Consider the following 13189-nt stretch of genomic DNA (forward strand, 5'->3'; position numbering starts at 1 on the left):
ATTTAAAAACTGTAGGTCACCGCCAACAGAGTGTTGGCCCCGCCCAGGAAGTAGAACACAGAACGCACGTCGCTGTTTTCTTCCTGCGTGGCACTGTAAATGTTCGCCACCGCCAGCAAGGCATGCGTGGCCACGCGGATCCATTTGCGCTTTTCTTTTTCTTCGCGCTCTTTCAGCAAAAACCGCTGCAATACTTCATTCTTTTCCGCCAAGGACAATGAAGATCCATCAATCGCATAAAAGAACGAATCCATTTCGTTGCCGGTGTAGTAATAGGTCGCACCCAACCCTATCGCCGCCAGCCCCACATTGGACGTAATGGCAAAAATCGTGCGACTGAAGATTTCCTCTGACTGCTGATAGCCGATCGTGCCACCGATGGCCGCGACCGCACCGGAAATCATATAGGCTAAGCCCGCCTGCTCGTCTTCTTTTTGTTGATTGTGAACAAAGGCGCGGAATTCATTCCAGTTGGATGGACCGGAATAGTCCACGTCGCGGCGATCGCCAGCGAAGGACTCCCCGCTTAAAAAAACCAAAAAGATCACGAAGACAAGAAATCTCACAGGCTCACCCCGAACTGCACAAACACGGCTTTGTTCGTGCGCTCACTCCAATAAGAAAGGCCCGTGGAAAAACTTTTGTACGTCGCCAAAAATGCCGCGGCCTGATCGTACTGGGAGGCGCTGAGAACGCCTTGCAAGACTCCCAACTGATAGGTCACAGCCCCACGAACGGCATCCTGAAAGTTTTCAGTGTCGTTGTGAACCTGGAGCTGCATGCCGACTTCTAACAGCCCCAGCGGGACAGCGGGTTTTACGGAAGCCCCCAACAAGCCCTGAGGGCGGATGGGATACTGCTCGGACTTTTTGTCGCTGACTCCCCATTGGGAAAGCATCGCTGAAATCTGCGGCTCCCACGAAGTGTCCTCCCAGGCATACAAAAGACCCGGTTCGACATACAGGATATCCTGATTGTGAATTTCAAAAAGTTTGTCCCGGTCCCCGGCCACCGCCTCAACCACAGAAAAATAGTTACCGACATACTTCACATGCGTGTAGCGCAGCTGCAGACCCGCATAGAAATTTCCGGAGGTGAAACTGGCAAGCTGCGCTTTAATGCTTTGTTCTTCCGAAGCAATCATGTCCACCATGGGTAACGACGCGTTTTCAAACTGATATACATACACCAGACGATAGGGCTCTACCGAAACACCCCAGGTCGGACGCTGAAAGGAGGCTTCGATGGAAATTTCTCCGTCGACCGCTTCGCGGCGGGAAAACATTTTCGCAACGGACGCCTCGTCGCTGTTACCGTTTAACAACGCCTCCGCCTCGCGCAGATACTCCATGTTACTGCCTAAAAGCAGATCGGTATCAAAACGCGGGGATTTTTCTTTCGCGACATAAGCCGGATTGCACGGAAGTCCCCGGCGCAGACTGTCCATGGAATAGCAGGCACTTCCCAGGGATCTTGCCAGAAAGCGGCTGCCGCCATCACGAATGGCCGGCGAATAGGTCGCGGCCTTCGCGATCGTCGAAAGGAGTATCAGAAAGATCGACAAAAGAAGTCTTAGAAGCATATTTTTTCCTGGGGCCATGGGACGCCTTCGGCTTCTTTCTTAAAACGTTGCAGATCTTCGGTGTAGCGGCTGAATTCCGCTTTTTTCCCGGGAAACGCGGAAGTCAGATCCTGACTGATCAGAATCAGGTGCTCCAGCAACTGCAAAGCCCAATCATAGTAAGGCTGGACCACGTCTGAGCAGATCTTCTGAGTGCGCACCACCTGCCAGTTCAATAGCCCTTCATTGACGACGGACTTTAAAAGCACCACCCGCAAAGTCGCGGCATAAAGGCGCGCCCCGGCTTCTGGTTGCTCGGCCAGCACCTGCAAGGCGCGGGTTAAGTCTTCACGGCCCGAGGCCCTTACTTCCGGGATTTTCTCCCACTGGGCAGCATAGCGGCCCAGTGACTGCATCAACTCTTGAGTCTTCTGATCCATGCGAGCTGCGTTCAACGACACGGTCTGAGGCTTCAGATTACGGACCGCCACAAAGGAATAGATCTTTTCAATCCGCACCCCCGCCCGGCCCGCATACGCGGAAGCCAGCGCCAGTCTCACGTGCAGATGCGGGTCTTGCTGCTCGAGCTTCGTCAGGTACTCAATCGCCTCATCCCAATGACTCTGATCAATTAGCTGATGCCCCTTGGAAAGGCGGCTTTCCCGAGTGACAGGCTCCTCTTTTGACTGACAAGCCAAAAGAGACAAAATGACCGCAATAAGGGTGAGTTGGATGAGTGTTCGCATAGATAACGCAGCATACTAGCGAGCCGCGGTATAAAATTCGAGATGACACACGACGCACTATAATAATTCCATTGATCCTTACCTGCCAGCAATATACCCCTGCCCCGGTGTAACACTCGAGGGGGTAAAATGCTTCGTACACTCTTAATGTCTGTAATGTTGATGATGGGAACGACGGCCAATGCGGCTGTTTGGACGGAAGTCAATGAATGGTCCCCAGCCTATGAAGACCGCTTTGCGGAGTGGGTTCGCACGGAATGGCGCACGGACTTCTTCTCCCGCAAGTCTTTGCGTAACGGCCAAAGCAATCCTTATTATGGCCTTCGTGTGGACTGTGCCGACACAGTTTATTCCATGCGTATTATTTTTGCCTATGAAAACCGCCTGCCGTTCGTGGCTCAAGACCCGACTGCAGCTGGCAAAACCATCTCCAACAAAATGAGCCGTTGGGACGGCCAAAGCGAAAATCAGCGCGTGCGCAACTTCCTTTGGTACATCTATGGTGTGATGTCCACGCGTTCTCTTCCGAACGACACCTATCCGGTGGCGATCAGCCGCAACACCATCCGCCCAGGCAGCCTGCTGGCGACATCGAAAAAGAACCACCACTCCTGGACAATCAAAGAGATCCTGCCGATCGGCGTTCCGTACCTGGTTTACAACTCTGTTGTCGGTGCGAACTCTGGCTTCGGCCTGCAAGAACGCCAGTCCTGGCCAAATCCTGACTGGGTGTTTGAGGGTGATTACTCTGTGAACAGTGGTGCGGGCTTCCGTTACTGGAGACCAGCATCTGCGTTGAATAAACCCGTGTGGCAGACGCCGGGTTACAGCGATGAACAGTTCAAAATTCCTTTGAACAAATGGGTTCGTCACATGCAAAACCGCCTGGCTCTGCGCCAGGAAACAGACGACCAGTTGGTCGCTCGTCTGATCAAGACCACGTGCTCTGGTTTTGCGGATCGCGTGACTTCCATCAATGAAGGTGTGGATTACCTTAAGCGCAACAACAAGTGCATGGACTATGCAACTTATGACACTTACTCCACGCCAAACCGTGACCGTCGTATCTTTGACGACTTCATGTCTTTGCGTCGCGCGTACAAAGAAATTCTGCAAATCAACGGGGGCAACCAGCTGAGCGCTTCCACAAAAGCTCAATTGGACAAAATCTTCCCGGCGATCTCTTTGTCTGCAGCCCAGGAAACTTCCCGCATGGCCGCTCAGACCGTGACTGCTGCTTCCGTCTGCGTGGTGGATTACCTGCCAGGCCGCAAGATGGATCTGGCAGAGTTCAAACGACGTCTGTTCCAGGGCCTGATTTCCAACAATCCGCATGACAGTGGTGAGTACCGCTGGGGTGAGGCTCGTGGACCTTCGCAGCGTGCAAGAAGCTGCCAATCATGGGACCATTGGGCTCCAGATTTAACTCAGGAATAAAAAGGAACTATGAGATCGACTAAACTTAGCACATGGATCACTTGGGCCTTGGTGCTTTTCGCACTGGGTGTGGCAACGGACTATTACTTCCTGCATATTCTTTTCCATCAGAAGCAGCAGGAAGCTTTGCAGATAGCGGAAGGAGAGCAAGCCGCAGCGACGGCAGCAACTCCAGCGACCACTGCGGGCGATGACAGCTTCCTGGGTGAAAAAGGCAATGCGCAAGTTCAGACCGATTCCGGCAAAGACACCTTCCTGGCGTCTTTGCAGGCCTGTGCCCCGGAAGTGGCGGCTCAAGCCATCGCCACGCCGGAAGCCCTGATGGAATACCTGCAAAAAAGTGTCGGCATTGCCAAAGAGGAAATCTCTCTTGAAAACTACCACCTGACTTTGCCGGATGGATCTTTGCGCCGCGTGCACTTGATCACGGCGGACAACACCAATGCCAAAGACAAAGTGGAAATCCGCTTCTTCAAATTGGATGCTGAAGGATACCCGGAGCGTCTGCCTCTGAAAGGCGATGAAACTCTGGAGTCCCTGCTGGCTTTGGGTAAAGTCAGCCGCCACGAAGTGAAGTCCGTCTTGGAACTGAAAGACAAAACCACGGTCAACCTGGAAAAGCATGACAATGTCGTGTTCGAGTTCCAGTACAACAACCACGGTAAAATTCTGTCTTGCCGCTATAAGGAATGCCTTTGCCAATAAGACTTAGGACCTGCTCTTAGGTCCTGACAGGCATTAATAATCCGTCACGATATTTCAATCCACAGACCCTCTGTTAAGATTAAACCTAGAGGGTCTATTGCATGACAAAAAGCGGTTCTTTTTTGCACAGCCGGAGCTTGTGGGTCTATTACACCCTCTTTTTTTCGGGTTCCCTGGTCTTGGTATACCAAGCATTGAGTTGGGAGATCATTGGGGATTCCGTTAACTTCCTGTGCCTGCTGTTCGTCATGAATGGCCTGCTGGCGCGCAGATTCATCCACATTCTGGAAAACTCGGTGCTGATGACTGTGGGGTACATCCTGCCCCTCTTGATTCGGAACTGCCTGAAGCTGTCCTACACCGAAGCACCCTCAATCAAAGAGTTCCTGAATCTGGCTTTTGTTTCCACCACGACGACACTGGTTTTGGGAATTGGTTTTTCTTTCCTGGGAATGCTGCTGCATCACTTCGGACACAAGCTGCATCAAATGAGCCGAAGCCGGGTGACCACAAACAACAGCGTGACCACCGGCTCCCCTGCTGACGAATAAAAATCAGTCTCCGGTAGAGCCCGTCATCTGGGCCATCTCAAAGCGGTTTTGTTCCGCCATCACCATCTGCGAAAGTTCACGCTTCAGATTGTTGAAATCAACATCTGCGGGATTGCGCGGACGCGGGATTTGCACCATCACGTCCTTTTTTACGGTGCCCGGGCGATAGCTCATCACAATAATTCGGTCCGCCAGATAAATGGCTTCTTCAATACTGTGGGTCACAAAGACCACGGTTTTTTTCAGCTCGCTCCAGATCTTCAGAAGTTCATCCTGAAGGCTTCGGCGGGTCAATGCATCCAAGGCCCCGAACGGCTCATCCATCAGCATGATCGGCGGATCCAGCGCCAGCACGCGGGCAATAGCCACACGCTGTCTCATCCCCCCGGAAAGATCTTTCGGGAAGCGCTTGCGGAAGTCCGTCAGCTTAAGCGTTTTCAAAAGCTGCTGCAGCTTTTGTTCGATTTGATCTGGCGGGGCGTTTTTGATCTTCAGACCAAAGGTGATGTTGTCCTCGACCGTCATCCATGGGAACAAAGCGTATTCCTGAAACACCATGCCGCGGTCCGGGCCGGGCTCCACGATTTTGTGTCCACCGACGAACACATCGCCGTCTGACGGCGCAGAAAATCCGGCGATGGCATTCAAAAGCGTGCTCTTGCCACAACCTGACGGCCCCAGCAGACACACGAACTGACCTTCCGCGATATTGAAATCAATATCCTTCAGGGCAATCACATCCTGCTCGGAACCTTTAAAGACTTTGGAAACATGTTTGATTTCAATTTGTGTTGGATTCGACATTATTCAAGACCTCGATGCCAGCGCAGCAGATAGTTATTCAAACGGCTGACGACAGTGTCAATCGCAAGCCCCAACAGACCGATAGAGAACATCCCGGCGATAATCTTGTCGGACCAGAAGTACTCGCGTGCTTCCAGAATGCGATATCCCAGACCGTTGTTCACCGCGATCATCTCAGCCACGATCATACAGATGAAACCTGTCCCGATACCGATGCGCACACCGCTAAGGATGTACGGCATCGCCGCAGGCACGATGATTTTTCTGAACATCAAAAAGGATCCCGCACCCAGATTTTTGCCGGCCCGGATATAGATACTGTCCACTGCACGCACGCCCACGATGGTATTCATCAGGACCGGGAAGAACGCCCCCAAAGCAATCAGGAACACCGCCGGAGGATTCCCCAAACCGAACCACAAGATCGCCAAAGGAATGTAGGCAATCGGCGGGATCGGACGCAGAACCTGAATCAGCGGATTCATGTAATCATAAATACGCTGGCTGGCCCCCATCAAAAGACCCAGCGGCAAAGCCAGGCCCCCACCGATCACAAAGCCCAGGAATACACGATAGAAGCTTTCCCAAAGATCGCGAATCAGTTCGCCCGAGAAATACCAGGCCAACTTTGAGCCTTGTGCTGGATCGTAAGCTTCTAGCGGCATCAGGTACTGATACCACTTTACAAGGACCGCCGAAGGTGCCGGAAGCACCTGAGGATTCACCCAACCGGCTCGCACCACGACTTCCCACAAAATCACCACAATCGCCGGTACCCAGACACCTTTGAGTTTAGACAGCAATCCCTGATCCTTCTTCATACTCACCTACTTCACGCCCAATGCCTTCTTGGCATCCGTCAACAGATCCAGCTTCACCCAGTCAGCAGCTTTTGGCGGCTTCTGCATGCGGCCCACGCCGTACTTCACCATAAAGTCTGTCGTGATCTGCATATGCTCTACTGTCAGATCGTATGTGTACGGAGAGTTTCCGATGGCATCCTTGAAGTCCTGGGATGTGATCTGGTTTTTAAACATTTTTTCGATGACATATTTTTCAGCCAGCTCCGGCTTTTCGATGAAGGCTTTGGTTGCCTCCACGAAGCACTTCATGAATCTTTCCGCGACCGGTTTTTTGGTGTTGTACATCTTTTCAGTCATCACCAGGGTACGGACAGGTTCGCCCATTGGAGTGTCATAAGGCTTCAACAGCTCTACGCCAAAGCCCTTGTTGATGGCCTGGGAAGCCTGCGGCTCACTCTGTGCCATGGCGTCGATGTTCTTCGCCTGAAGCGCCTGATTCAAATCAGCAAAGGCCATGTACACGATGCGAACATCTTTCCCCGGCTGATCGGACCAGGTCAGGTTGTGCTTGGCCAGCTCTGCCAGAAGTAAAAGTTCCTGCGCGCCCCCACGAGCTACGCCGACTTTTTTACCCTTGAAGTCTTTTACGGACTTGATGCCCAGATCCGGACGGATCACAATGCGCGCACCACCTTGCGCAAACCCGGCAACGGCAAAGATAGGCACCCCGCCTGAACGGCCGGCTATCGCCGCATCCGCAGCACTGGCCGCCACATCGATTTCACCCGCGATGATCGCAGGCATGATATCAATGCCCTTGGCAAACACACGCTCGGTCACCTTCAAATTGTACTTGGAGCAATACTCGCTCATGTAACTGATGGCGCCATAGTGAGCGAACTTCAGATTTCCAACTCGCACGACATCCGGAGTTTGGGCTTTTGCTTCAAAGTTGAATACAAACAGAAGCAACAAAACAAAAAGACTTAGCAGCAGCTTCACTGCTTTCATATTTACAGCGCGAGAGATCGCAACTGCTTTCGCTGTGGATTTCATAGGAGTCCTCCTAACAAATTAAAGAGCGTCATATAATAATGGTCTGATGATTAGCAGAGGTTGGCAAGACTTTCGGGTCTCATTTGAGTACGATGTGAATATGAGAAGAAAATCAGAGAGGACTCACAAAATTTATTTTTTGTGAAACTACATAAAGCTTCAGAGTCCGAAATAAAAAAAGGCGTTGAAGAATTCCAACGCCTTTGAGCAATTCATTTATGTGATCGCATACAGTGCGAAAGCTACTTCAGCTTTCGCACCTGCCGGTGCTGCAGCACTGTGGCCGCAGGCCCTACAACCAAAGACTGCGAACACCGCGCTCTTTGGCAATGTCGTGAGCCAATTCATAACCTGCGTCCAAATGTCTAAATACACCCATTGCAGGATCGGCAGTTAACACTCTTTCCAAGCGACGTGCGGCTTTCTCCGTACCGTCCGCAACGATCACCTGACCCGCGTGCTGGCTGTAGCCCATGCCCACACCACCACCGTGATGCAAGCTGACCCACGTGGCACCGCAAGCGGTGTTCACAAGCGCATTCAGCAACGCCCAGTCACTGACAGCGTCAGAGCCGTCTTTCATCGCTTCGGTTTCACGATTTGGTGATGCCACAGATCCGCAGTCCAAGTGATCACGACCGATAACGATCGGCGCTTTCACTTTACCTTCGGCCACCAGCTGATTGAACATCAAGCCCGCTTTCGCACGCTCTCCGTATTCCAACCAGCAAATACGTGCTGGCAAGCCCTGGAAGGCAATGCGCTCTTCAGCCATGTCCAACCAGCGCAGCAGGTCTTTCTTGTGCGGGAATAGTTTTCTCATCGCATCGTCAGTGACTTTGATATCATTTGGATCACCCGACAAAGCCACCCAGCGGAACGGACCTGAACCTTTGCAGAACAAAGGACGGATGAACGCCGGAACGAAGCCTGGATAGTCGAAGGCATTTTCAACGCCCGCTTCCTGAGCGCGCGCGCGCAGGTTGTTACCATAGTCAAACGTCACAGCACCGCGATCTTTCATCGCCAGCATGCCGCGAACGTGTTTTGCCATGGAATCATAAGCCGCTTTCAAATAAGCTTTTTGGTCTTGTTCGCGGAAGGTCTTCGCGGTCTCTACCGTGTAACCTTCTGGGATGTAACCCACCAACGGATCATGCGCAGATGTCTGATCGGTCAAAAGATCCGGAGTGAAGTTCTTTTCGATCAACTGGTGGATCACCGTCGCCATATTGCCTTGCAAAGCGATGGATTTGGCTTCGCCCGCCGCCGTGTACTTCTTGATGCGCGCCAAAGCGTCGTCAAGGTCTGTCGCCACTTCATCCACGTACTTGGTTTCAAGACGTTTTTGGATACGAGTTGGATCAATTTCAACGGCCAGAACGCAAGCACCGGCAAAGACACCCGCCAACGGTTGTGCGCCACCCATGCCACCCAGGCCCGCTGTCAAGATCACGCGGCCGGTAAGATTGCCGCCAAAGTGCTGACGACCGGCTTCCACGAAGGACTCATAAGTCCCCTGGATGATCCCTTGAGTTCCGATATAGATCCAGGAACCCGCCGTCATCTGACCGTACATCATCAGACCTTTTTTATCGAGTTCGTTGAAGTGCTCCCACGTGGCCCACTTAGGCACAAGGTTGGAGTTCGCCAGAAGCACGCGAGGAGCGTCTTCGTGTGTTTTCAGAATACCGATAGGCTTACCGGACTGAACCAAAAGAGTTTCATCGTTTTCAAGCTCTTTCAAAGCTTCCAGAATCTTGTCGAAAGATTCCCAGTTACGAGCCGCTTTACCGATACCACCATAGACAACCAAATTTTCCGGGTGCTCAGCAATCACCGGATCCAGATTGTTCTGAATCATACGGTAAGCCGCTTCTTGCAACCACCCCTTACACACCATCTTGTTGCCCGTAGGGGCCTTAACTACTCGAGACATATTCCCTCCCAAAAGGTACCTGCTTACTTTTGCTTAAGCAGTGCGACAGATATTAACTTAATAAAACTACCATTCCAGTTTGCCGACCGCGTTTTCCACGACGGCCATCAGTTCTCCAGACACCATCATGGCTTTGATCGCCTCGACGTCTTTAGAGAAAATGCGGTCTTCTTTTGCAAACGGCACAGTCTTGCGAATGTGCTCGTGTGCAGCCTTCACCGCAGCAGACGGTTTCAGCGGAGCCAACAAATCCAAAGCCTGAGTTGCCGACAACAATTCCATCGCTACGACATTTTCTGCGTTACGCAGAATCTGTGCGAACTTACGGGCAGCAATCGTACCCATGGAAACGTGGTCTTCTTTTTCTGCCGACGTCGGGATGGAATCCACGCTCGCCGGGTGCGCCAATACTTTGTTTTCGCTCACCAAAGAAGCGGCTGCCACCTGCACGATCATGTGACCGGAATTCAAGCCCCCGTTGGGGGTCAGGAACGGAGGAAGCTCACTCATCTGGGTGGAAATCATTTTGGAAATACGGCATTCGCTGATGCTCGCCTGGGAAGACAACGCAATCCCCGCAAAGTCCATTGCGTGCGCCACTGGCATCCCGTGGAAGTTACCGCAGGAAAGAACTTTGTTCGCATCCGCAAACACCAACGGGTTGTCCGTGGAAGAATTCGCTTCAGTTTCCAAAACCTTCACCGCATATCTCAAAGCGTCTTTAGCGGCGCCGTGAACAGCAGGCATACAACGCAAAGAATACGCATCCTGAACACGCGGATCATTGACGGCGTGGCTTTCAGCGATCGGGCTGGTTTCGCCCATAAGTCTAATCAAATTGCGGCCGGTCTTGCCTTCACCGGCGTGAGGGCGGCTGGCTTGAATCAATGGATCAAATGGTTTTCTGGAACCACGCAGGCCTTCCAAAGACATCGCACCGGCAAGATCCGCCAACCACAACAGGCGGCGATTTTCCCACAAAGACAAAAGACCGATGGAAGTCATCACCTGACAACCGTTGATCATGGAAAGACCTTCTTTGGCTTTCAGCTCCAGCGGAGTGATGCCTTTTTGTTTCAACAACTCAGTCACATGCACCGGCTTGCCGTCAGCACCCCACGCTTCGCCTTCACCAATGATGGTCAACGCCAGATGAGAAAGCGGAGCCAAGTCCCCAGACGCACCCACAGAGCCCTGAGAAGGAACCACCGGGATGATGTCGTTGTTCAGGAACTCAAGAATTTTTTCTACAACCAGTGGACGAATGCCGCTGTGGCCTTTAGCCAAAGCATTCGCACGCAGAACCATCATCGCGCGAGTTTCCGTTTTCGTGAACGGAGCCCCGATACCCATGGAGTGGGAGCGAATCAGATTTCTTTGCAGCTGTTCAATTTCAGCATCCGAGATGCGCACGGAAGAAAATGCACCAAAGCCGGTATTCACACCGTACATTACTTCACCACTGGCAATACGACCCTCGATATAGTCGCGGGACTTTTGCATATTGGCTCTTCCAGAAGCAGAAAGCTCCGCTTTGATGGAAGGGTTGTGAGCGATTTCATATAGGTTTTCGAGCGTGATATTCTCACCAGTAATTTGCATATTCAGAGCCTCTCTTAAGAAGCCCGCATCCTAACGCAAACACTCTAAAACTGGCAAAGAATCGAAAAGGTGCCTGGTGACTTTTTACGTCTACAGCGCAGCATTTTCAGCCCTTTTTGACGCGGCGTAGGTGTAAAAAATCACCAGGCACCTTTTAAACGAAAAAAGCCACTCCAACGGAGTGGCTTTTGGATTGGAATTTGATTGGTTTTTAGAACTCCAGAGGCAGGGATACGGAAACAACAACGGATTCGTTTTTAGCGTCGATGTCGATACCGTCAACTTCGTCGAATGTTTCTTTCAGGTATTCCACGTTCAAAGACAGGAATGGCAGACCCGTGAAGCCTACGCCCAGCTTTGTGCTTTTACCTTTCATTTTACCGCTGTCCTCAAGATCGATGTCGTTCATGAAACCGTAACCCAACCATGCGCGAACCAGGATCGGGAAATCAAGACCGACAACACCGTATACGGTAGTTCTTTTCGCAGACTCATCAGGTCCGGAATCCAACTCAGATGTTCCACTGATACCCAAAGTCCCATCAAGACCCGCCCAGAACATCACTGGGGATCTGTAAGCCAGGCGCAAACCCAACTGAGTTCCATTAATTTTCCCATCTGGATCTGTGGTTTTACCCATTTCGTAACCAAGATACGGCTCTAGCAGAATGTCTGCGTGAGATACGCTCCCGAAACCCATAACAATCGCCAACGTGACCAAGAGCTTTTTCATAAAGTCTTCTCCTTTTGTAACCCAAAAAATTTAGGCATCCTTTAGAATTTTGAAGAGACTCTTTCGCAGGGTCAACGACTCAAGTCCCACCCTACCGAAAGCCCAGTCCAGATACACACGACCTTGGAGCGCTTATGTTACGAAGTTACAAAGATGACCGCGAATACTACGCCTCTTTGCCAAAAAAACGCATCGGGGTGGGCGTACTTCTTTTCTATAAAGGTGAGCTTTTGATCGTACAACCCACCTATAATCCGGCCTGGATTTTACCTGGTGGCACTGTCGAAGCCGAAGAGTCCCCCAGCGAAGCTCTGCAACGGGAGCTCAAAGAAGAACTGGGATTGAATATCCAGGCAGGCTCGCTGCTGGCGGTGGACTATGTCAGCAACCGCGACGTCAAAGGTGAATACATGCAGTTGCTTTTTTCCGCCAAAAATCTGACCGAATATCAGGCGCAAAACATCCGCCTGCCCATGTATGAAATAAAAGATTTCAAATTTGTCGCCGTTGAAAAGGCACTGGAAATGCTCACCCCGATTGTCAGTCGCCGCGTGCACAGCGTGATGCTGGCGCAAGAACAGGGGCTGGGGGCTATTTATCTGGAAGAGGGTCGTCCGTTTTACGACCCTTTAAGACTGGCAATCGCCGATCCGTACTCTTTGCCAAAGACATAACTGCCGGCAACGAACACATCCGCCTCGTGGCAAATCTTCGCGGTTTCCGCATTGATTCCGCCATCGACTTCAATCAGGCAGGACAAATTCTCCGAGGAAATTTCCTGACGCAGACGAGTGATTTTCGCCACCTGATCATTCATGAAGGACTGCCCACCGAAGCCCGGCTCCACCGTCATCACCAGCACCAAGTCACACAAAGGCAACAGAGGCAGAACCTCTTCCACCGCCGTGCGTGGGCGCAATGTGATTCCGGGTTTGGCGCCCAATTCACGAATGCGTTTCAAAGTGCCTGCGGCGTCTTTGGTGGACTCCACGTGAATGGTCAGATAGTCACTGCCCGCTTTCACGAATTCTTCCACATAGCGCTCTGGTTCTTCGATCATCAGATGCACATCCAACGGAAGCGGCGACACTTTTTTCAGCGCCTTCACCACCGGGATGCCAATAGTGATATTCGGCACAAAGCGCCCGTCCATCACATCGACGTGAATCCAGTCAGCGCCCGCCTGTGCGACCGCCTTGATCTCTTTTTCAAGATTGGCAAAGTCCGCCGACAAAATGGAAGGAGCCACCAT

The 13189-nt window shown here is 51.8% G+C and carries 14 protein-coding genes; 4 read left to right on the forward strand and 10 right to left on the reverse strand.

Annotated elements, in window-relative coordinates:
- Nucleotides 1-2: 2 nt before the first annotated feature.
- Genes BD_RS12535 through BD_RS12545 form a run of 3 tightly spaced genes read right to left on the reverse strand, consistent with a single transcriptional unit; the run spans nucleotide 3 to nucleotide 2307 of the window.
- The gene (locus BD_RS12535) at nucleotides 3-566 is read right to left on the reverse strand and encodes a hypothetical protein (protein ID WP_011165132.1); all 564 of its coding nucleotides are present in this window, start codon (nucleotides 564-566) and stop codon (nucleotides 3-5) included.
- A complete protein-coding gene (locus BD_RS12540) occupies nucleotides 563-1582 on the reverse strand; it encodes a hypothetical protein (RefSeq protein ID WP_011165133.1) in 1020 nt (339 codons plus the stop codon). The genes BD_RS12535 and BD_RS12540 overlap by 4 nt, the downstream gene beginning before the upstream one ends.
- Nucleotides 1573-2307, reverse strand: a complete 735-nt coding sequence (locus BD_RS12545; protein WP_011165134.1) for an outer membrane protein assembly factor BamD — start codon at nucleotides 2305-2307, stop codon at nucleotides 1573-1575. Before BD_RS12545 ends, BD_RS12540 begins: the two co-directional genes overlap by 10 nt.
- A gap of 147 nt (nucleotides 2308-2454) precedes the next feature.
- Here BD_RS12545 and BD_RS12550 point away from each other — a divergent pair, with 147 nt between their 5' ends.
- The 3 genes from BD_RS12550 (at nucleotide 2455) to BD_RS12560 (ending at nucleotide 5000) form a co-directional block, all read left to right on the forward strand.
- Nucleotides 2455-3744 carry a hypothetical protein gene (locus BD_RS12550; RefSeq protein WP_231839172.1) on the forward strand — a complete coding sequence of 430 codons (1290 nt, stop codon included), beginning with the start codon at nucleotides 2455-2457 and terminating at the stop codon, nucleotides 3742-3744.
- 9 nt (nucleotides 3745-3753) lie between these two features.
- Nucleotides 3754-4449 carry a hypothetical protein gene (locus BD_RS12555; protein ID WP_011165136.1) on the forward strand — a complete coding sequence of 232 codons (696 nt, stop codon included), beginning with the start codon at nucleotides 3754-3756 and terminating at the stop codon, nucleotides 4447-4449.
- 194 nt (nucleotides 4450-4643) lie between these two features.
- Nucleotides 4644-5000, forward strand: coding sequence for a hypothetical protein (locus tag BD_RS12560; protein WP_231839173.1), 357 nt, complete (start codon nucleotides 4644-4646; stop codon nucleotides 4998-5000).
- 3 nt (nucleotides 5001-5003) lie between these two features.
- Here the strand turns inward: BD_RS12560 and BD_RS12565 are convergent, their stop codons facing one another.
- The 6 genes from BD_RS12565 to BD_RS12590 all read right to left on the reverse strand — a co-directional run bounded on the left by BD_RS12565 (nucleotide 5004) and on the right by BD_RS12590 (nucleotide 11937).
- On the reverse strand, nucleotides 5004-5804 hold the full coding sequence (locus tag BD_RS12565; protein WP_011165138.1) for an ABC transporter ATP-binding protein: 801 nt from the start codon (nucleotides 5802-5804) through the stop codon (nucleotides 5004-5006).
- Nucleotides 5804-6625 (reverse strand): ABC transporter permease, encoded by an 822-nt coding sequence (locus BD_RS12570; RefSeq protein ID WP_038450002.1) that lies wholly within the window; start codon nucleotides 6623-6625, stop codon nucleotides 5804-5806. The genes BD_RS12565 and BD_RS12570 overlap by 1 nt, the downstream gene beginning before the upstream one ends.
- A gap of 6 nt (nucleotides 6626-6631) precedes the next feature.
- Nucleotides 6632-7663 (reverse strand): ABC transporter substrate-binding protein, encoded by a 1032-nt coding sequence (locus tag BD_RS12575; protein WP_011165140.1) that lies wholly within the window; start codon nucleotides 7661-7663, stop codon nucleotides 6632-6634.
- Nucleotides 7664-7955: 292 nt separating this feature from the next.
- Nucleotides 7956-9602: a urocanate hydratase gene (gene hutU / locus BD_RS12580; RefSeq protein ID WP_038450005.1), complete on the reverse strand. Its 1647-nt coding sequence runs from the start codon at nucleotides 9600-9602 to the stop codon at nucleotides 7956-7958.
- Between the two features lie 66 nt (nucleotides 9603-9668).
- Complete coding sequence (gene hutH / locus BD_RS12585) at nucleotides 9669-11204, reverse strand: histidine ammonia-lyase (protein ID WP_011165142.1); 1536 nt, start codon at nucleotides 11202-11204, stop codon at nucleotides 9669-9671.
- 211 nt (nucleotides 11205-11415) lie between these two features.
- Complete coding sequence (locus BD_RS12590) at nucleotides 11416-11937, reverse strand: outer membrane beta-barrel protein (RefSeq protein ID WP_011165143.1); 522 nt, start codon at nucleotides 11935-11937, stop codon at nucleotides 11416-11418.
- Between the two features lie 134 nt (nucleotides 11938-12071).
- Here BD_RS12590 and BD_RS12595 point away from each other — a divergent pair, with 134 nt between their 5' ends.
- Entirely contained in the window at nucleotides 12072-12611 is a 540-nt protein-coding gene (locus BD_RS12595) for an NUDIX domain-containing protein (protein WP_011165144.1), read from the forward strand.
- Here BD_RS12595 and rpe read toward each other — a convergent pair.
- On the reverse strand, nucleotides 12557-13189 hold the full coding sequence (gene rpe, locus BD_RS12600; RefSeq protein ID WP_011165145.1) for a ribulose-phosphate 3-epimerase: 633 nt from the start codon (nucleotides 13187-13189) through the stop codon (nucleotides 12557-12559). The genes BD_RS12595 and rpe overlap by 55 nt on opposite strands.

Source organism: Bdellovibrio bacteriovorus HD100, from assembly GCF_000196175.1.
In the GTDB taxonomy this organism is placed as follows: Bacteria; Bdellovibrionota; Bdellovibrionia; order Bdellovibrionales; family Bdellovibrionaceae; genus Bdellovibrio; species Bdellovibrio bacteriovorus.